Raw genomic sequence first — 21743 nt, 5'->3', positions numbered from 1 at the left:
TTTCAACATTTCATCTGTTGCAAATTGTTTCATATCTGAATCACCAAAAGATAGTTCAATACCGTTTTCCTCTAAACCATAATAATATACTTTTCCTGGTTCTAACTCATCTTTTTGGATTCTTTCAATAGTATCATATATAGATAGACCTACTTTTTTTACCATACTAGCTACTATTACATCAGGATTAATATACCTTTGATCAGTATCTACTCCTATAGCATATTTGCCAGATTCTTCTGCTGCTTCGAATACTCCTTCTCCTGTTTTACCTGCCACTTGGTAAACAATATCAGCTCCTCTTGAATAAAGTGCTAAGGCGCTTTCTTTTCCTTTTGCCGGGTCTTCAAAATCTCCTGCAAATATGGTTTCAACTTCTACTTCTGGGTCAATATATTTAGCTCCCGCTTCATATCCAACTTTAAAGTTCCTTATAACTGGTAAATCAACTCCACCAACCATTCCTATAACTTTATCTTCATCAATTCCTTCTATGGACGTTTCTTGAGTCAACATAGCTGCAAAAGCTCCCGCTAAAAAAGATCCTTCATTTTCTACATAACTTATGGTTGTTAAATTATCAATTCCTTCAATTTCATTGTCTACATATATATAATTTACTTCTGGGAATTCTTCTGCTACTTCTTGTACAACTTCATAAAATTCAAAACCGACAACTGCTACTATAGGAGCATATTCTGAAGCTTGTATTAGTTGGTCATTAAATAATGATGGATCATTTTTACATTCATAAACTTTGTACTCAATCCCTAAATCTTCTTTAGCCTTTTCTACACCTTCATGAGATGAATCATAGAATGAACGATCCCCTAACCCTCCAGCCACTACTAAACCTACCTTATCATAAGACTTTTCCTTTGATTCTTCCTTAGGCTCACCTTCTTCTTTATTCCCGCACCCTACTAAAAAGCTAGAAACTAATAAAACTAATACCAATAATAATGATAATCTCTTTTTCAAACAGACCCCTCCTTAGTTTAATATTTATTCATTTTTACTAATGCTTTTTTCTTCTTGTAAACCCTCTAAATCTTTTATTAAAATATTATTATTATAAACTTCTATTAAATTCTTTTCTTTTAATTGTTGGAGAATCCTATTTATACTTCTTTGAGTTACGACAAATTGATTACTTAATTGTTCCTTATCAAAAGTTATTTCTATCCCATTAGGCTTTTCTGTCCCATTTTCCATGCTACTAATTATATAATTACATATTCTATACTTAAGAGAATATAAGGTATCTTCTCCTGCTTTCTTTGATAAAGCATAGAACCCATCACATAGAGTTTTAGCCATATATAAGGAAAAATATCTATCTTTTTCAATCCACTGTAAAAAATCATTTCTATGGAGTCTAATTAATTCTAAGTTAGTTATAGCCTCTACAGAACATATATAAGGTTTTCTATCAAATATCTCTAATTCACCAAAATAATCTCCTTTTTCATATATAGATTGGGAATACTTTTTACCATTCTCAGCCATTATATAAATATTAGCCTTTCCTTTTATAATTACATAGAAATAATCATAAGTCATATTTTGATGGCATATCATATCTCCTTTAGAGTAGGACTTCATTTCCCAACGTTTTAATATGCTATAGGGACAATCTTTTAACATATCCATTAAAACAAAATTTGTTTCAATAATATTTTTAATCTCCATATCTTTTCACCCATCATTATTATACAATAAAAAAACGCTTTCATTAAGGACCTTTGTCCTAAGTCAATGATTTAATTATAGTAAATAATACTATATAACATATAATCAAGATATAAACTTATTAGAGTTTCCACGTTTTTTATATTTAAAACCCAGAAATTTAGCTTTTAAAAATATAAGTAGGGGATTACTGTTATACGGCACATTATAGTGTCCTAAATCTATTAATATTAGTCAGGTTAAATTGAACTTTTTATTTAAGTCAGACGGCTTAATCTAACTTAGAAAGAACCAAATTATTTAATCTAAATAAATTTATAATCGTCCATAATTTCAAAATCTGAACTAAAATGATTTTCTTCATGTTCCCCTATCTTTATTGCAATTTTAATAGTTTTATCTGTATAGCACTTTATTTTAAAAAGTTAAAACCCCTTCCATAGATTCTTTAAAACAAGGTTTATAAAATGATACTAGCCCCATGACCTATAAAAGTATCTGTGGCTTTTAATGTTGAAATCTTATCATATTTTAATTTAAATATATGATGGCCTACAGTTACAGTTTCTTTTAGTGCACATTTTTCAAATGATAATCTAATTTAAAAAGGGATAATTAGCACTAGCTATCACCCCCTATAATTATATATATTTAATTGTCAAACCCTTTCTTTAATTTTTCAATCTCTTCTTTAGTAAGCCCCGTTAGTTTAATAACTTCATCTATACTAAGCCCTATTTCTATTGCCTTAATAGCTGTTTTTTCTTTATTCTCTTCTATACCCTTTTTCACTCCCTTTTCTATTCCTCTTTCCATACCTTCTTCTATTCCTTTTTCCATACCTTTTCTCTCCGCATATTTTAATCTAGATATAGCGTCCCGTCTAGCTTTCTCTCTAGCATAATATTTTTCTCTTAGTCTTTCATCAGCAGATATTTTTTCTAACATTTCTTTAGCCATCTTTAATGTTTCACTCCTTTCTATAAGCTGATTTAACAGCCCTTCCATTCCTGGCTCTCCTATTCTCTTCATAAATGTTAGCCATAGTTCTACTGCTTCCATATATTCTATATCTTTTTTATCATCAAACTTAGGTAATTCTATATAGTGAATTGATAAATCTTCTGTTAATAGGAAATGTTCATCTTTCTCTAATATTTTATATTCGGTATGATATTTATTTGTTTCGTCTATTATTATAAAATCCATTATATTAATTACTATACTCTTTTTTAATGATGAATATGGTTCTCCTTCTAATATTGTATCCGCATACATTTTAGACCAATAATATAAACTTCTCTTTCTAAAATCATCTTCTTTATTAACCTGAACTTCTATGTTTATTCTTTCTTCTTTCTCTGTTTTCACTTTTAAGTCTAATACAGAACCTTTATCTCCCTCAAACTCTTTTAAGTTAAAAGGGTTTAAATGTATTATCTCTATTATTTTATCTTCTTCATCTAAAGCTAAGATTGAATTTAAGAAATCGATTAGAATAATTTTACTTTTCTTTTGTTCTCTTCCAAAGAGAGCCTTAAAAACTAGGTCATTTAATGGACTTAACAGTTCCTTAGTTCCCATTTTTAGGACCTCCTATATAATATTATCCTTATATTTATTATACCCTATTTTAGATAATTCTGTATATTAATATTGAAATTCATTTAATATTTGTTGACTTCTTACCAATGTTGTAAAGATCCCTATAGCTTGATCATTACATCCTATATATTTTAACATACGTTTTGTCCTACTTGGATAAACCTATAGTTCTTTGCTCCCGATCCAATAATCCCCATGGCTATATGTGGTGTTATACGGCACTTTATAATGTCCCAAATCTATTAATATTAGTCAGATTAAATTGAACTTTTTTATTTAAGTCAGACGTCTTAATCTGACTTAGAAAGAATCAAATTATTTAATCTCAATAGGTTTATAAAAATTATATCTGGTAATAATCACCAAAAATACACACCAAAAAATAAAGGAAAAGTAAAATAGCTACTTTTCCCCTAAATACATTTTATAAGGCTGTGTTAGAAATAATTATTACCACTTTTAAAATAAATATACACAAATATTATAAACTAGGGAAAGAAAACAGTTTTCCTATTATTTATTGATGTAAAAATTGTGGATATGAAAAAAATGCTTCATCGCCACGGATTTTATGAACGTAATGCTATTACTAAATATAAGGTATATAGGATTTATATATTAAGAGTAAAGTGTCCTTCTTGTAATAAAACTTATTCGGTTTTACCAAGTTTCTTAATTCCATACTTTCAGTATACCTTCGGGACAATAATAACCTGTCTATTTTACATGTATTTGTTGAAATATTTTTATCGTAAGATAATTTATATTTTTAAAAATTCTAACCCTAACAATGTGACCTTTTTATTAAGTTTTCAAGGTTCAGATGTTTTAATTTGTATTTTATCATAATACTATCTAATATTTGTCCTTTCCATAATATCCTTTACCTTTAACATTCCCCATTCTTGTATTAGGTAAATAATTGATTGTAAGCCTATCTCCTTTATTGATTTCAGGTTGATAATATAGACTTATTGAAACCACCTCACCAGTTTCATCATCTTTTATCCTAATACCTGGATGCGCACTCATATTTGATCTTGCTATAGAACTATCTAAAAACTCGCCTGTCACAGTTTTAAAGTCTTTTTTAATCACATAAGGTAAGTCTTTTATACTTGGAATCATTATATTGTGTGCAATAAATATAGTTATTAACAATCCTATAGGATATACTATTAGTGTAAATTTATCTAGTTGGGACTCCTTTAAAATAATTGTTTTAACTTTTTTAATTATTTTATTAGTAAAAATAAAAGCTGCTATAATTGAACCTATTAAACTTATATAAAATGTTATCATTGAATAAGAATTCATTCATATCTACCCCCTATTATTCTAAACATCCCGTATCATTTGGTTTATCAAATATCCAATTCTCAACTTCACTACGAATTTTCTTTTTACCACCACCAACAACTTTAACTTTTAAGATTCCCATTCCCATATCTAAGGTTAAAAGCTCTGCAGCTTGCTTAAAGTCTATTGTCCTTCTCTCACCTTTACTGGTCGATTCATAACTCTATCTACAACTTGCTGTGGACTTGTGAAAGGCTTTTTAGGTCCATATCCGTTTTTCATATGCTTTCTAAACCCTGTAGAACTCTTTATATATTTACTTACATTATCTGATTTGAGACTTAATTTAGTATCTGATTTTAAAACAGTCCATTCTTTTTTTATAGCCTCTCCAGTTGGTTTTATTGATTTTAAAGATGATTTAATATTTTCAGATAATGGTAATCCCTTGCCATCTTTAAATGTGTTACGTGTTATTGAAACAGCTTTGCCAGATGCTGTTATAACACTACTTAAATCATAACAGTGAAATAAAATACATTAACATCTTCTTATTCTTTTTATCTCCATATTATCTATCACTTAATACAAAAATTCTCAATGTAAAAAAGGATGCTCCTTACCTTCACATTGAGTAGTTATTTTAACTTACCTATTAATTTCATCATACTGGCTCAAACTTACATTTCTATTCAAACCTATTATATTACCATTAACTTTGTAAATATCATATTTAAATACAATCTAAAACCTTTATGACTCTAATAGTTTTATATGTAACATTAATTAATGTATACATCACAATTGAATCTTCTGTAATATTCAAATACTTTTATCGTTTTTAAAAATTAGATTTTTCATTCATTCCTTGTTTACTCTAAAATCTAACATTAGTTTAAAAAACATTTCAAAATTTATTAAATCCCCTTTTCTATCATATCAAGTCCCACGAATATTAATATAAACCCTGTAATTGCAATAAACCATGATTTCTTTTTAGGTCGTTTACCCTTTGATAAATCAGCAATCAACATTATTACTCCTACTATATCCAATATGCCCCCAATTAACCAAACTGTCTTGCCCATCTTTCTCCCTCCCCAAAATATAATAATTCAAATTTGTTTAATATGGTAGAGAAATGATACTTGATATTTAAATACAGTATCATTTACTCTCCATATTAAAACTTAGATACAAGATGTAATATAAAAAGATATTTTTACCGAATGAGTAATTTTTTATAATTTAGATATATATCAATCTTCATCCTTTTTGCCAGTTTGTCTGTGTTCTACTAGAGTTCCATGTTTTGAATTAGGTAGATAAACGAACTTTAATTTATCACCGACATATACATTCTTTTTTTTAAAAAATCGTAATCGTATTTCTTGTCCACTCTCAAAATCCTTTACAGTGACTATGCTAGTCCTTAGCGGTAAACTACCTCCAGGGCTTTGTGTTACTGCCTCTCCTTCAACCTCACTATAATTACTTTTAATAATAATAGGAATGTCTAATATCCCTGGTATTACAGCTCTGTTCACTAAATATATAGATGCTAGTATAATAAATACTTTTGCAACTACATCTAACTTTTTTTCAACTTTTTTAACTACTTCTTGCTTATCAGGATGTGCATTCTCATGTTTTATAACTCTTTCTCCTATAATTGTTTTTATTGTTGTTGTAATCCCAAAATAGAGTACCGCAAATACTACGATATAAACATATAATAAATCCTTCATCCTCATTTTATTACCCCCATATTTTTTAATTTTATATATAAAATCAGGCTATTCAATACACTCTTCTAGTTTAACTGTTTCAGTTGGTTCTTTAAATGCTCCTTCAATTACTCCAGTAACAACTTCTTCTTTAACAGCATCAATTCCCTCTACAGCTAGCCCCCTACTTATTGTTAAAAAACTTATTTTCTTTAACTCTCCTTCTCGTATTAAGTCTAACTCTCCATAGTATCGGCTACTGAAACTTTTATGCATAGAGGCTATCTTGTCAATTGGTTTAATACTTTTAATTCTATCCATTACCTTAAATTCCAGCGAACATATCTTCCCTACTACACCACCAACAAATGCATCTTTAAGTACATCAAAAGTAATTTCATCAAAATCCTTTTTTTCGCTCTCATCAACAGTTAGATACTCTAACCCTTCTGTTACTGCCGTTGTTACTCCTGCTCCAGCTGCACCTCCTGCTACTGGACCAAAATAATAGCCAGTCCAAGCTCCTGTAGCTCCTCCAGCTGTAGCTCCAATGTATGCTTGCTTTGAAGAAAACTCTCCATCTATTATATCTGTTAAAAGTTGTGTCCCTATTCCTACTCCTGCACCAACTCCTAATACTATTAAATCATCTATTACCGCCCATAACCCAGTTTTATCCGTCTTATTCAATGGATCATTCATAGAATAAGAATATGGATTTATACTTTCTGGTACATAAATCATTCCTAATATTGGATCCCAAGATATAAATCTTCCTTGATTTTGATCATAATATCTTGCTTGAGCATAATTTAGCTCACTTATTGGATCATGTTGATAGCCTGTAAATCCAAATGTACTAGTATTACTTCTAGCTATTCCAAATTCATCATAAGAGTAGATGTTATTTGTATTCCCTTTAATATTTAAGGACCTTATTGGTGTACCTAATTCATCTGTTAAAAAATGTTCGTTCTCTAATGTTCCTAATAAGTTGCCATCCCATAAGTATTGTTCTAGATTTGTATTTCTTTCTAATTCTAGTACATTATTATATGGCAATGTTAAGTCTAGAACGTAATTTATTTTTTCTATTGGCTTGTTGATTCTTTCTATTTCTTGGCCTACTCTATTTCTTAAACCGTTATATTTATACTTGGCTGTGCCAATATCTTTATTCCAAACTTTATTCATCATTCCCGTAGCGTCAAAATTATAAATTTTATTTAAATTTTGGTTTATATATTCTTTTATTCTATTACCTCTTTTATCATATTCATAGGTTTTTATTTCTGTTGGTAACTCTTCTTTTATTAATTGGTCTAGTTTATTATAATGATATTTTGTTATTAGCCCTTTTTCCCCTTTTTCTATTCTATTTCCGAAGGCATCGTATTTATATTCCCTTATTAATTCATTATTTTCTAACACCTTTGTTAATCTATTTAAACCATCATAGCTATAGGAATAATTACTATCTTTTTCACCTTGTCTTATTTTATTTGTTCCTATTCTATTTCCCACATCATCATAAGTAAATTCATGCTGTTCAAGAATGTCTATATCTTTTTTGTATATCAAACTAGTAATTTGGTTCATATTATTGTAATTATAATTAGCTACAATGCTATTTGGATAAGTTTTCTCTATTAATCGGCCTATTTCATCATAGCTATAATTATATACTTTATCTTTTGCTTTTATTGATGTAAGTCTTTGGGATTTATCATAGGTATAATTAATAATCTTACCATCTGGATATATTAATTCTTCTTTTTGCCCTAGTTCATTCCATTTATATTTTACTTCTTTATTATCAGGAGTTTTAATATTTTCAGTTCTGCCTAAGGAATCAATTGAAATTTTAGTCTTTCCTAACCAATCCTCTATTTCTATTAACTGTCTTAGAGCATTGTATTGAAACTTGACTTTTTTACCATCATCATAGGTAAGAGTCTCTAACTGACTTACTGGTGAATAGTCCATTTTTGTTATATAGCCATCCTTGTCCACTTTTTCAATCATCCTATTATTTTCATCATAAGTATATCGTTCTTCTTGGTTTTCCCCATCTATTATTTTAGTTATATTCCCAAGTAAATCATATTGATATTTAGTTATACGAGATATATTATTTTGTTCATTTAGTTTATTTACTTCTTCTAATTCTGGACTAATTTCTCCTAATTGCTCTATTTTAGTTAAATTTCCTACTTCATCATATTTATAATTAGTTTCATTTCCTTTAGCACCTATTACTTTAGTTATATTTCCTGTAGGTGAATATTCATACTTTGTAATATTCCCATTTTCATCTTTAAGGGATGAAATATAGCCAGAAGCATTGTATTTAAAAGTACGCCTTCCTCCTAGGGGATTTTCTATAGCTATTATTTGGTCTAGACTGTCATATTCAAATTTTAAAGCTATTTTATCTCCCATTTTCTTTTCGATAACGTTTCCATTTAAATCATATTTATATTCTTCTTTCTCACCTTCAGGGAGTGTTATACTTTTAAGTTGGCCTCCCGGATAATAATCGTATTTAGTAACATTTCCTAGAGCATCTGTAACTGTTTCTATATTTCCTAAAGGTGTATATGTAAAATGAGTCTCATTACCTAAAACATTTACTTGTTTAACTAATTGACCTATATAATCATATTCAAACAAGGTTTCTTCATTATTTGAATTTATTATTTTAGATATTTTTCCTAGGGAGTTATATTCATATTTTGTAATTACTCCATCTTCTTCTATTATAGACTTTCTACGATCTAATTCATCATAGGTTATTTTTATCTTTTCATTTTTAGGAGTTATAGTTTCTATTACATTTCCATTAGGATCATATTTATATCTGGTTTCATATCCTAAAGGGTTTCTTATAGTAGTTAACTGGTTAAGTTTATTGTATAGATATACTGTTTCTGCACCATTAGGTTCTTTAATTTTTGATATATTCCACATTAAATCATATTCTAATTCTGTAATTTGACCTAATTGATCCATAATTTTAGACACTCTACCTAAATTATTATAATCTCGCTTTATTATTGTATTATCAAAGTCTTTTATTTCTATTACTTTACCTATTTTATTATAGGTGTATTCTCTTGTAAATCCTTTTGCATTTATAACCTTTTTAAGGTTATTCATTTCATCATATTCATAATAAGTTATATGTCCTTTAGGATTAGTAGTCTTAATTACTTGGTTGTTCTCATTATATTCATAATATACTATGCCACCATTAGGAAATTCCAAAGATTTAAGATTTCCTTTTTCATCATAGGATAATTTAAGTTTAGAGTTATCTGGTTGAATAGATTCTATTATCCTTCCATATTCATCGTATTTAAAAATAGTTCTTTCATTATATGGATTTTCTACTTTTAAAAGATTACCATCATTATCATATTTAAGGCTAATACTTTTATTGTTCGGTTGGGTTATTTTTGTTAAATTGTTTAATTTATCATATTCAAACTTCATTACTTCTCCTAATGGATTTATTACTCTTGTTAAGTTTCCATTACTATCGTATTCATATTCTGTTTTATTACCTTTTTTATCTATAAAAGAGGTTCTTTTATTTGAATCATTAAAATCATATATTTCTTCTCCATCTTCATATATTACTTTAGTATTCCTAAATTTATGGTCTCTTCCATATATTATTTTATTTCCATTTTGTTCTGTCAGCTCTATCTGATTTTTGTCATCTAGATGTTTTAGACTTAATATTCCTCCATCAGGGAATATTTGTTTTGTTGCTCTTGATAGATCATCATATTCATTTCTAATTAAATCAATATTTCTAGGACTTGTAACTACTGTTAATCTATTTAGATTATCGTATTTATATTTAAATTCTGTTTTATTAGGAAGTACTACTCTTTTTAAATTATTTCCTTCATAATAAAATGATACTCTCCTACCGGAGGAGTCATTTATTCGCCCTAGTAAATTTTTAGAATTATAATAAAGTCTAAAATACCCAGAAAGAGTCCTTATTTCTTTTAATTGATTCTCTTCATTATATTTTAATGTAGTTTTATTTCCTTGTCCATCTACGATGCTTTCTAATCTTCTGGCTTCATTAAAGTTATATGCAGTTTGATTTTCTAAATATAGCCTGTATTTCTCATCTTCAGTTTTAATTAGTCTTTGTCCCGGAACTATTATACATTTATATATTTGGTCTTCTTCTTTTGTATAAGTATCTACTTTTCCATCTTCTTTCATAACTTTAATTACATCATCTTTTTCAATTAAAGAAACTTCAAAGTTATGAACCCACTGATTTCCTAATACTCCTTTATAGTCATCTATGGCATTATATGTTCTTCTAAATTCCAATGGATAGGTCCCTTTTATTTCTATATCAGCTTTTTCATAACTAAAATTACCTGTTGCTAAATTTATTGGATCTCCTTTAAATTCAACTGCCTCTAAAGCTAACCCTTTTGATTTATCTAAAATATCTTCTAAAGATTCGTCAATCGTGGATAGTCTTGTCTTATATTCATTCTGTAAATCTTTTAGGCTACCTAGAAAATTTTCTGTATCTTTTGCATTAAAATCTGTGCTAATTAATCTTTGGATTTCATCTATATAATCCATTAATATCCGTGCATTTGCACTTAATTCTACTAATCTTTCTGCAGATTTACTGTCAACTTGTGGTATACCATTTAATAATTTCTCTGTGTCATATTTTAACTTATTAGATAGCTTCTCAAATTTTTCTATTTCTATAGCTGTATTTAATATATCTTCTTCCAATCCAATATCTTTTGCTTCTTCCGGTACACTATACATTAAATCTCTTAAATGTCCTTTTACTAAATCTATTTGCTCCGAGCATTCTTTTGCCCTTTCTGCTAATTCCATATAAGCAGCTTTAAGTTCCTCTATAGATGAAAAAGTAAATATTCTATCTTTTCCTACCCCATTTTTATTCCCCCATTTCAATCTTTTTTATTTTATTAAATACTAATAAAATTGCATATTTGATAATCTTGTATCTATAGATCTAATTTCAAAATCTTTTGAGTCAATTTGCCTACTTATTTGTTTAATTTGACTTTGTAGATCATTTTTATAATCATTTAATTTTGATATTTGTCTTTGAACTCCATCTAATAAACTTGTTGCCTTTCCAACATTTATACCCATTTCCTTTGAAATTTTTGGGAGATCTGTAGCCTGTTTTTCCGCTATATCTCCATCAAAACTTTCTGGTATTATCTCTCCGATATATATTACTTTACTTTTTTCCTCTTCCCAATCATCCAATATCTTATTCATATCATCTATAAGTGATTCAAACATTTCTTTTAGATCTTCTATTTCTTTTATTTCCTCATTTATCCCTCTAACTTCTTCAACTAGTCTTATTCTCTCTTTTATGAGTTTATTCTGAGATGCCGTCAATTTCTCTCTTTCTAGAACAGTATGCCGATCACGCATAGCTTCACCTCCATTAAATCTTTACTCTACCCCTGCATTTAATCCCATCCCTTTTGACAATACTTCATCCTGAGCTTTAAAGCTATCAATAGTTATCCCAATAGTTAATGCAAATTTAGAAAACATATCTACAGACTTTTTTACTAGATTCTTTTCTTCTTGTAGTTGATTTTTCAATTTTTCTACGAATTCTCCTTCTGACTTATTTAACAATTGAATCATATCATCAATAATACCTTGTAATTCTTCTAAATCATTTATTATTGATTTTATAGAGCCAACATCACTTTCAGCCTCTGATTGAGTAACCCTTATTTCACCCACTAAAATCACCCCTTTGCTAAATTAGACTATTCACTGTTACTAGTATCCATATTAACTATAGCTTTTTCAAAGTTTTTTATAACCTCTTCTGTTACTGTAAATAGCTGTTCTGACATTGCTATTATATCAGTATTTATAATTTCATTTAATCCTTGGACTTTAGGACTAAATTCTGGAGCATATAAGGAACCAGATTCTGACACGACTTCATCTAATTTTCTTGTTAATGCTTCGTAATTATTAATTATTGATTGATGATTCATTTCTAATTTCTTATTTAATCTTGAAAATTCTTCCTCTATAACTGCTACTTTGTCCACCACAAGCTATTCACCCCTATTAAGTTCAATATTACTTATCCCTTCCATACCTTCTTAAAATTATAGTTATTACATAATATTAACATTAGACTGTAAATTCTGTCAATGGGACTATAATATGAAAATCTGGCTAACTTATTTTTACAAACTGTATAAAAGATAAACCTATTATTAAAAGCATTTCTTTAAAAACTATATTTCCTAGAGTTACACAAAGAACCTGCCTTTTAGCAGGTTCTTTAACTAGGACAAAAATGCTTTCATTAAGGACCTTTGTCCCAAGTTAATGATTTAATTATAGTAAATAATACTATATAATATATAATCAAGATAGTCTTTGAAAGCAGGTGTTATTATGGAAAATAAAAATATTTTTTTATATTTAGAAGTTTATAATAAAATGAAGGAAAATATTGTACATGAGCATTGGGAGGATGGCTGTCAACTTCCTACTGAGTATGAGCTAATGGATAAGTACAATGTTAGTAGGTATACTATAAGGAAATCTCTACAAAAGCTTGCAGAGGAAGGTTTTATATATAGGCAAGCTGGGAAAGGAACTTTTGTTAAAAATATAAAATCAAGATATAAGCTTACAGTCCTAGAAAGTTTCACTGAGCAAATGTTGGAACGAGGTTTGAATCCTTCTAGTGAAATATTAGGCATAAGTCTTAAACATCCTAAAGAAAGAATTGCTGAGTATCTAAATTTAAATGAAAAAGAAAAAGCTTATGAAATAATAAGAATTAGGAAAGCTAATAATAAGCCTATGGCATATGAAATCACTTATGTACCTGCAAATACATGTCCAAATATAGATAAGAAAATAAATAAAAACACATCCCTATATGAATTATATGAGAATGAATATAATTTAAAAATGGATTATGGCAATATACACTTAGAAGCTGAAAAATCAAATGAAAATATTTCAAAACATTTAAATATAGATATAGATTCTGCCATACTGAAAATGAGCTGCATAGTATATTTAGAAAATAATAAACCTTTATATTTTGTTGAATCTCATTATATAGGAAACCAATATATTTTCTTTGCTAGCATGCCAAGGAATTTATAGTATTAAAAGTCCTAGGATTGGAATCCTAGGACTTTTAATATCTAATCAATAAACTTTTTCACTAAATCTTGAGCTGACTTCTTAACTACATCATCAATTGCTGTACCTATAACTATTATATCTACTCCTGTATCCATGAATGCTTCATAATTGTCTAAATTAATTCCTCCCTCTGCAAGAGTAGGAACATTTACTGCTGAAACTAAGGCTTCTAATCTCTCTTTAATTACCGGATGAATTTCCCCAGCTTCTACGCCTTCATAGCTCATTCCTGTCATAAGCCCAATGAAATCTACCCCTATATTTTCCATTTCTTTTGCTACTTTTGCTACTTCTTCTGGTGATTCAGCAGGAATACCGAAAGGATGTAAATCGTCTGGATGCCCTATATATGCGTCAACTAATAATCCATATTTATGAGCTTTTTTTACTACTTCTTCTAAATCTTCTAAGCTTACTTTGTGTATGTGTAAGCCATCTGCACCTGCTTTTGAAAGATTTAAGAATACTTCATCTGATAATTCAACAGGAACTATCTCACAAAATCCACCAGGTATACCTACAGTAATATATATTTCATCGCCAACAACATTTCTAACTCCCCTAGTTACATTTATCATTTCTTCCATGGGAAGCTCATGTCTTATTTGTTCTGCATCATGCATATTTGTAACACCTTTAAATCCTCTAGCTAAAGCTACAGCTGGATGATTTGGTTCAATCATTCTAACACCAGCTTCTACTACAGCTTTTGCAAGTCTAGAATCATCTCCTGTTATTCCTGTACTTAAAATAGTTGTACCATTATGAATCTTTAAGGTATCTAATACTTTCTTCCTTCCAATCTCTCTTTTTCTCTCCATATCAGCAACAAACATTATTGTGCCTCCTTTTTCTTTTTATTTCTATATAGTTTATTAGCAAATATTGTTATTAAAAATGAAGAAGCTAAGGCTATAAACATACTTATTGCAAAACCTAGTACGTTATTGGATAATGCCGGAGCGGTTATTGAAGGAACGTAGGCTGTCCCTCTTAAATTAAATATTCCAACAAAAACCCCAGATATAGCAGCTGATACCATCGCTCCTCCTAACACTATTTTATCTGAAAACATAAATGGATAAGAGGCTTCTACAAAGGTACCAAAAGCCATATTTATAATAAAACCTGGAACTGCAATTGCTGATTCACTTTTTTGTTTAGGATATACTATATTAGCTAAGGTTATACCAGCGGATACCATTACAAGACCAGTCATATCTATTGCACCTAAAAAGCTTGACCCTGTCTTTTCCATTTCTAATAGGACTATAGGAAGAATAGCTGCATGATATACTCCTCCAATTATTGATGGCCATATTAAAAATCCAGCTACTGCTCCGGCAAGTATAGAATTATAATTCAATGTTAATTCAATTATATACCTTATACCGTTTCCTAAGCTTAGTGCTAAAGGAGATATTAAGAAAAATACCACTAACCCAGCAATTAATCCAGAAAGTCCGCCAGATACTATATTAGCTGTAGTCCCTGGGAAATTCCATTTCAAAGCTAGTTGAATTAAATAAAATGCTAAAATTCCTGCTAATATACCTCCTATTAATCCTCCAATTACTCCACCTTCAGTAGAAAGTACTCCTGCCACCACACCTGCCACTATTCCTACTTCATCCAACCCTGAAACTTGTTTAGCAGCAATAGCGGCCACTACTACTGGTAATCCCTTTATTAATAAATCAAAAGCTTCACTTAATCTGCCTAAACCTGGTATTTTACTTAATGCTAAAATTATAGACATGGCAATAAATCCAGGCATTGCTGCCATCATGATTCCTCTAAAACTAATTCTTCGGAAAATGTTTTCATCTACATTTTGTTCAGAACTACCTGATGAACTTATTACTGGCTTATATTTTAGACTCCAATACTTACTTAATGCCTGTATTGCTGCAACTGCCCTAGTTCTATTAGTAGTCCCTGTAGTTCCAGAGGTAGCTATAACGTTTCCACCCATAGATTGGACTGTTGCCATTGATGTTCCACCAGTACCTACAATAGGTATACCTTTTTCTGCTGCTACCTTTACAGATAAATTATTAGTCTTTTCAGGATCAGAGCTAATCAAAACTAATCCATCAATCTTTTCTTCACTTATTAGTTTTGCTATTTTGCTGTCAAACTCTAATGCATCTTCATTTATTTCTTTTAAGGTTTTGGTCTCTGAGGCTATTGTTTTTTCTCTCTCAGCATCCCAAGTATATAATCTAGCAGAAACATTTTCTTTTATATTATCCATAGAAGCATGAGCACCAATAAATTGAATAGCTTCTATTCTTATTCCTGCAGACTCTGCTTGAGTTCGTATTTCCTCAAGTAATTTAAAAGGCTCCTTCCCTCCTAAATTATAAAGATTTCCACCACTACTTCCTAAAATAGCAATTTTTTTCACCTTATATCCTCCCTCCTTAAATGTCCGTACATTTATTATACTTTATTTGTCCGTACATTTCAAGTTGTTTATTAAAATTCTAAAATTAGAGAGCCTATATATAATCTTTGTTGTACCCTTAGGGATTATACCTTATAATTGTACTAGAAGACATTTTTGAGTGAGTCGGAGTATAATAATATAGAAACAAAAAATGATTTAAAAGATATAGATGATAGGAAAATCCTTGGTCTATTTAATGAGTCTCATATAAATTATAAATTAGATAGAGATTCTTCAGAAAAGCCAAGCCTTGAGGAAATGACAAATAAGGCTATAGATATATTAAATGAAAACAATAGAGGATTTTTCTTAATGGTTGAGGGTGGAAAAATCGACCATGCAGCCCATGCTAATGATCCTATTACGATGGCCAATGAAGTATTAGATTTTGATAAAACAGTAAAGGCCGCCTATGAATTTGCAAAAAAGATAAACAAACTTTAATTATCTAGATAATTAAGTTAAGAGCTACGATCATAAGTAGCTCTTAAACACTAAAAGTAAGAAAAAAGGACAATCCTTAGGGTTTTCTTATCACATTATACCATCATGGCCCCATCTACTGACAATATAACCCCTGTAACATAACTTGCCATATCGCTTGCCAAATATAGAAAAGCATTTGCTACATCTTCCGGTTCGCCAATACGTCCTAAAGGTATAGCTTCAATTAGAGGTTTAATAACCTCATCGGGAAGATTTTCTACCATATCTGTATTAGTAACCCCCGGTGCCACTGCATTGACACGTATATTGTCTTTAGCAAGTTCTCTTGATAGGGATTTTGTAAGCCCATTTACTGCAAATTTTGAATCCGAATATCCACAACCAGCTGTCGAGCCATAAATACTAACCATAGAACTAGTATTTAAAATGACCCCACCATGTTGTTCCTTCATAATAGTTGCTGCTGCCTGGGAACAATAAAATACTGCATTCACATTTAAATCCATAATTCCAGTAAAATCCTCTGGTTTGTAATCATATAGTGTATCTTCTGCAGAAATACCCGCATTATTTACTAAAATATCTATCTTGCCATATTTATTTTTTACATATTCAAATGATTCTTTTACTTCTTCATGGGAAGTTAAATTTGGTGCAATGCCTTCTACTTTATATTCTGGATTTTCTTGTTTTAGTTTTTCCACTGCCTTTTCCGCTGTTTCTTTCCTAGAACCACATAAAATAACTGTGGCACCATTATCTAGGTATTTCTTTACAATAGCAAATCCTATACCCCTTGTTCCACCTGTAACAATAGCTACTTTCTCCTTTAGCATATTTAAAACCTCCTTAAATTATAAAAAAATATTACCTTAGCTAAGGCCCTGATGACTATTTTGCTTATCTTATTTTTTTATTATCACCTTGTTAATATTGTATCATACCGGTTTTAAAAGAACATCCCTATTTTTTATATTTTCATGAGAATACACTATAATTACATTTATAGTATAATATATGTAAATCTGCTTATATCGCAAGGAGTGTTTTTATGGAATTATTGAGAAAAAGGGAAATCATATCTGAAGCTTGGCATGAATTTTTCATACTAGATAAAAAAGATGTTTATGGCATAGATAAAATAATTAAAGAATCTTGGATTAGGAGCAAAAACTATGACATAGATTTGTTTAATGAAATCATCCTAGATACTGATGAAATAGAACAACAAAAATCTATACAAAAACATTCTCATTTAATTGAGATTGCCAAACCCTATATGATGGATCTATATCATATTATTAAAAAATCAGATTATATGATTACTCTAGTAGATAAAGAAGGCTATATTCTAGCAGCCATAGCAACGCCAAATATTCTGGACAATACAAATATAAATATAATGAATTTAAGTGAAAAAAGAGTGGGAACCAATGCCATGGGAACTTGTCTTTACCTAGACAAACCTATACAAACCTGGGGAAGAGAACATTGTTATACTGCCTTTCATAGTTATACTACCTCTGCTGCTCCTATACATGATTATAATGGAGAGCTTATTGGTTGTATTGGAATAACAGGCTTTGCAGATATATTGTCTTCCCATACTTTAGGCATGGCCATTGCCATAGCCAATGCAATTGAAAGTCAAATACATTTATCCTATTCTAATATTATTAATCAATCCATATCTGATGGCATTATAGTAATAGATAATGAGAATAAGATTGTCTCTATTAACAAAACAGCTTTAAATATTCTAGAATTAAAGGATCATAATCAAATAGGAAAAAATATTAATAAAATATTAAAATTGCCACTAGATTTGAATTATATAATGGAAGAAAATTTAAGTTTTTATAATAAAAAATTTACTATAGAATTAAATAACAATTCCATTATATGTGAATTATCTATAACTAATTTAGAAAACAATTTTGAATCTAGGGGTTTAATCATTGTAATTAAAAAAATTGAGGATGAAAATTTTAATAAGCTTATTAAAGGAAATCAATTATTCTCTTTTAAGGATATTATTGGTGAATCTTCTGTCATAAAGGAAACCATAAAATTAGGTCATATTGCATCCAATGGGGATTCTAATATTTTAATTATGGGAGAGAGCGGAACGGGCAAAGAGCTTTTTGCCCAGTCCATCCACAATAATAGCTCCAGAAAAAAACAGCCTTTTATAGCCATAAACTGTGGAGCTCTCCCCGTAAATCTAGTGGAAAGTGAACTATTTGGTTATGAAAAGGGAGCCTTTACAGGGGGCCAAATCTGATGGCCAAATAGGAAAATTTGAATTAGCCAATGGTGGCACCTTATTCTTAGACGAAATAGGAGATATGCCTCTATCAATACAGGCCTCTTTATTAAGGGTTATTGAGGATAGAAAAATACTTAGAATTGGAGGAACAAAGGAAATAAATGTAGATGTAAGGATAATTACTGCTACAAATAAGAATCTATATAAGGCAGTGGAAAATGGGAACTTTAGGGCAGATTTATTTTACAGAATAAACGTATTTACCATAAACATACCTCCATTAAAAGAAAGAAAAGAAGATATAGAAACTTTAACCTATTATTTTATAAAAAAATACAATAATCAATTCTTTTCCAATGCAAGAGGAATCACGAGAGAGGCCTTGGAAATTTTAAAAAACCATAATTGGCCTGGAAATATTAGAGAATTAGAAAATACCATTGAAAGAACAGTGCAAATCACCAAAAACCAAATTATCGATGTAAAGGATCTGCCAGTTTATTTGCAACAAATTCCAAGGGATAATGAATCCAAACTTTGTAAAGAAATAGGCCTAATGGAATCAAAAGAATATAATACAATAGTAGAAACCTTGAAAAACACTAGAGGAAATGTAAAATCTGCTGCAAAAATTCTAGGCCTTAGTAGAGCTACCCTTTATCGTAAAATATCTAAATTTGGAATTGACTTAGAAGAATATAGAACTTAATTATGTATCATTATGAGACATGAATAAGATTACATGTTTTATAATGATATTTTTTTAGATTTTTCCTTTAGAATTTCTCTGTTTCTACTAGAATCCTCCTGTTAAAATTTTGGCATGAATTTTGCTAGTTATATAGATAACAAATAAAAGGAGGATTTAATATGACATTTAAAAACTTATTCAACCCAATTGAAATTAGGGGACTCAAACTTAAAAATAGGATTATGCTTCCGGCTATGGGAACGAAAATGGCAGCTGTAGATGGATTTGTTACAGAAAAACTTATGGACTATCATGTGGCTAGAGCTAAAGGTGGTAATGGTTTAAATATGGTAGAGGTATCCTCTGTCCATGCCCCCCTCTGCACCAGATGCATTTCTATCTATAGCTGATAATAAATTTATACCTGGCCTAAAAGAATTAGTAGATGCCATTCATGATGCCGGAGGTAAAGCTGGTGTACAATTATGGCAAGGAGGCATGGGGGTAATGGGAGACCCTAAGGCTATGATTATCTTGCCTAGTGATATGCCTATGTCAAGTGAACGTATTATTCCCGCTGCCAGCATTGAAACTATTGAGGAAGTAATTGAGGCTTTTGGCCAAGCTGCTAGACGTGCAGTAGAAGCAGGATTTGATTGTGTAGAATTCCATGCTGGTCATGGATATTCTCCTCATTGTTTCCTAAGTCCTGCATTTAATAAAAGAGAGGATCAATATGGAGGTTCCTTTAAAAACCGTACTAGATATCCATTAGAATGTATTAAAGCCATAAGAAGAAATGTGCCAGAGGATTTCCCTATATTTATGCGAATTGTTGCTCAGGATGATTATGTGGAAAATGGCCTTACAATTGAAGATATAATTGAATTCTGTAAATTAGCCAAGGATGCAGGAGTAGATGTACTAGATGTATCTAGGGGCAATATGATGACAGCTGCATTAAAATATGAGGTTCCCCCTATTGACTTACCTAGGGGTTTTAATGTGGAAAATGCAGCTAGAATTAAAAAAGAAACTAATATGATTACAGTTGCAGTAGGTAGAATAAATAGCCCCCAGCAAGCAGAAGATATATTAGAAGAGGATAAAGCTGATATAGTAGTGATCGGAAGATCCCAATTGGCAGATCCTGAGTTTTGTAATAAAGCCTTTGCTGGAGATTTAGATAAAATTATCCAATGTGTTGGCTGTAATCAAGGCTGTTTTGATGGTTTTATAGACCCAGAATTTCCTCATATAACTTGTATGAGAAATCCAGCATTAGGTAGAGAAAGAGAAATGCAATTGATTTCAACTAATGAGCCTAAAAAGGTAATTATTGCAGGAGGCGGAATGGCTGGCCTGGAAGCAGCAATTACCTTAAAGGATAGAGCCCATGAACCTATACTCTTTGAAGCATCTGATAAATTAGGAGGACAATTCCTAATTGCAGGAATGGCACCTAGAAAGGAAGAAATGAAAGAGGCAGCAATATCCAGAGGCCGACAAGCAATAGAAAAAGATATTGATATTAGACTTTCTACAACTCTAACAGATGAAATCTTAGAAGAATTGCAGCCAGATATGCTGATAATTGCTACAGGAGCAGAACCAATAGAATTAAATATTCCTGGAGCTAATTTACCCCATGTAACTAATTCCCATGATGTCCTACTAGGAAAAGTAGAACCTAGTGGAAATATAGTAGTCATAGGTGGAGGATTAGTAGGATTAGAGGTAGCAGAATCTCTAGCTGAAAAAGAAAATCAAGTCACAGTTGTAGAAATGTTAGACGAGGTAGGCAAAGATCTAGGCCAATTGAGAAAAATATGTGTAATGGAAAATCTATATGCCCTAGGAGTAAATACTATTGTAAATGCAAAATGTACAGAAATAAAAGAAGATGGAATATTAGTAGAAGCAGATGGAAAAATTGAAGAAATCAAGGCTGATTATGTGGTAATGTCTGTAGGAGCAAAATCTGCTGATTATAATGAGATAAAAAATTATTGTGAAGATAAATCCATACCCTATTATATTATCGGAGATGCAGTAAGAGCTAGAAGAGCATTAAATGCCATTGATGAGGCAGTTAAAATAGCTAGGGGAATTTAATAATAAAAGAAATCGTGAGTCAGCAGGGACGGTCCGAGACCACTGAAAAACATATTATAAAAATTAACAGATTTACTAAAATTATGGATAAATGTATAGTAAAAACCCCCCTGAACTGATATAATATAGTTACCAGACTATAACCAGAGGGGGGTTTTCACATGCTTAAAGATAAAGATAATCAATTAAGCATCTATTCAATAT

20 protein-coding genes are annotated in these 21743 nt (G+C 30.2%); 7 read left to right on the top strand and 13 right to left on the bottom strand.

The features are described from left to right. From VK071_12390 to VK071_12375, 4 genes are all read right to left on the bottom strand, one after another. On the bottom strand, positions 1 to 981 hold a 981-nt coding region (locus VK071_12390; GenBank protein ID HLR36110.1), incomplete at its 3' end, for a BMP family ABC transporter substrate-binding protein. 24 nt (positions 982 to 1005) lie between these two features. Further along, on the bottom strand, positions 1006 to 1692 hold the full coding sequence (locus tag VK071_12385; GenBank protein ID HLR36109.1) for a Crp/Fnr family transcriptional regulator: 687 nt from the start codon (positions 1690 to 1692) through the stop codon (positions 1006 to 1008). Positions 1693 to 2343: 651 nt separating this feature from the next. After that, positions 2344 to 3276, bottom strand: coding sequence for an Rpn family recombination-promoting nuclease/putative transposase (locus VK071_12380; GenBank protein HLR36108.1), 933 nt, complete (start codon positions 3274 to 3276; stop codon positions 2344 to 2346). An 876-nt stretch (positions 3277 to 4152) separates the two neighbouring features. After that, positions 4153 to 4614, bottom strand: a complete 462-nt coding sequence (locus VK071_12375; GenBank protein ID HLR36107.1) for a hypothetical protein — start codon at positions 4612 to 4614, stop codon at positions 4153 to 4155. A gap of 316 nt (positions 4615 to 4930) precedes the next feature. Between VK071_12375 and VK071_12370 the strand changes: the two genes are divergently transcribed. Further along, entirely contained in the window at positions 4931 to 5119 is a 189-nt protein-coding gene (locus VK071_12370; GenBank protein ID HLR36106.1) for a hypothetical protein, read from the top strand. 394 nt (positions 5120 to 5513) lie between these two features. Here the strand turns inward: VK071_12370 and VK071_12365 are convergent, their stop codons facing one another. The 6 genes from VK071_12365 to VK071_12340 all read right to left on the bottom strand — a co-directional run bounded on the left by VK071_12365 (position 5514) and on the right by VK071_12340 (position 12445). Beyond that, a complete protein-coding gene (locus VK071_12365; GenBank protein HLR36105.1) occupies positions 5514 to 5684 on the bottom strand; it encodes a hypothetical protein in 171 nt (56 codons plus the stop codon). A gap of 171 nt (positions 5685 to 5855) precedes the next feature. Beyond that, entirely contained in the window at positions 5856 to 6350 is a 495-nt protein-coding gene (locus VK071_12360; GenBank protein ID HLR36104.1) for a hypothetical protein, read from the bottom strand. 42 nt (positions 6351 to 6392) lie between these two features. After that, a complete protein-coding gene (locus tag VK071_12355; protein ID HLR36103.1) occupies positions 6393 to 11300 on the bottom strand; it encodes a DUF6531 domain-containing protein in 4908 nt (1635 codons plus the stop codon). A gap of 21 nt (positions 11301 to 11321) precedes the next feature. Then, positions 11322 to 11798 (bottom strand): hypothetical protein, encoded by a 477-nt coding sequence (locus VK071_12350; GenBank protein ID HLR36102.1) that lies wholly within the window; start codon positions 11796 to 11798, stop codon positions 11322 to 11324. Positions 11799 to 11819: 21 nt separating this feature from the next. After that, complete coding sequence (locus tag VK071_12345; protein ID HLR36101.1) at positions 11820 to 12122, bottom strand: hypothetical protein; 303 nt, start codon at positions 12120 to 12122, stop codon at positions 11820 to 11822. Positions 12123 to 12148: 26 nt separating this feature from the next. Next, complete coding sequence (locus VK071_12340; protein HLR36100.1) at positions 12149 to 12445, bottom strand: hypothetical protein; 297 nt, start codon at positions 12443 to 12445, stop codon at positions 12149 to 12151. 352 nt (positions 12446 to 12797) lie between these two features. Here VK071_12340 and VK071_12335 point away from each other — a divergent pair, with 352 nt between their 5' ends. Next, entirely contained in the window at positions 12798 to 13523 is a 726-nt protein-coding gene (locus VK071_12335) for a GntR family transcriptional regulator (protein HLR36099.1), read from the top strand. A 41-nt stretch (positions 13524 to 13564) separates the two neighbouring features. Here the strand turns inward: VK071_12335 and VK071_12330 are convergent, their stop codons facing one another. Continuing rightward, positions 13565 to 14401, bottom strand: coding sequence for a hypothetical protein (locus VK071_12330; GenBank protein HLR36098.1), 837 nt, complete (start codon positions 14399 to 14401; stop codon positions 13565 to 13567). Then, positions 14401 to 15975, bottom strand: a complete 1575-nt coding sequence (locus VK071_12325) for a hypothetical protein (GenBank protein HLR36097.1) — start codon at positions 15973 to 15975, stop codon at positions 14401 to 14403. The genes VK071_12330 and VK071_12325 overlap by 1 nt, the downstream gene beginning before the upstream one ends. A 156-nt stretch (positions 15976 to 16131) precedes the next feature. Here VK071_12325 and VK071_12320 point away from each other — a divergent pair, with 156 nt between their 5' ends. Further along, a complete protein-coding gene (locus VK071_12320) occupies positions 16132 to 16461 on the top strand; it encodes an alkaline phosphatase (GenBank protein HLR36096.1) in 330 nt (109 codons plus the stop codon). A 95-nt stretch (positions 16462 to 16556) separates the two neighbouring features. On the opposite strand, the gene VK071_12315 is transcribed toward VK071_12320, so the two are convergent. After that, complete coding sequence (locus VK071_12315; GenBank protein ID HLR36095.1) at positions 16557 to 17300, bottom strand: 3-oxoacyl-ACP reductase family protein; 744 nt, start codon at positions 17298 to 17300, stop codon at positions 16557 to 16559. A gap of 215 nt (positions 17301 to 17515) precedes the next feature. Here VK071_12315 and VK071_12310 point away from each other — a divergent pair, with 215 nt between their 5' ends. The 4 genes from VK071_12310 (at position 17516) to VK071_12295 (ending at position 21539) form a co-directional block, all read left to right on the top strand. Continuing rightward, the gene (locus tag VK071_12310) at positions 17516 to 18748 is read left to right on the top strand and encodes a sigma 54-interacting transcriptional regulator (protein HLR36094.1); all 1233 of its coding nucleotides are present in this window, start codon (positions 17516 to 17518) and stop codon (positions 18746 to 18748) included. Then, positions 18714 to 19442, top strand: a complete 729-nt coding sequence (locus VK071_12305) for a sigma 54-interacting transcriptional regulator (GenBank protein ID HLR36093.1) — start codon at positions 18714 to 18716, stop codon at positions 19440 to 19442. The genes VK071_12310 and VK071_12305 overlap by 35 nt, the downstream gene beginning before the upstream one ends. A gap of 161 nt (positions 19443 to 19603) precedes the next feature. Further along, positions 19604 to 19834 (top strand): hypothetical protein, encoded by a 231-nt coding sequence (locus VK071_12300; protein HLR36092.1) that lies wholly within the window; start codon positions 19604 to 19606, stop codon positions 19832 to 19834. Continuing rightward, on the top strand, positions 19794 to 21539 hold the full coding sequence (locus VK071_12295) for an FAD-dependent oxidoreductase (protein HLR36091.1): 1746 nt from the start codon (positions 19794 to 19796) through the stop codon (positions 21537 to 21539). The genes VK071_12300 and VK071_12295 overlap by 41 nt, the downstream gene beginning before the upstream one ends. Positions 21540 to 21743 lie beyond the last annotated feature (204 nt).

The sequence above is a fragment of the Tissierellales bacterium genome (assembly GCA_035301805.1).
Lineage (GTDB): Bacteria > Bacillota > Clostridia > Tissierellales > DATGTQ01 > DATGTQ01.
Note: the sequence above shows the minus strand (reverse complement) of the source record. Positions and strands in the feature narration are given on the sequence as shown.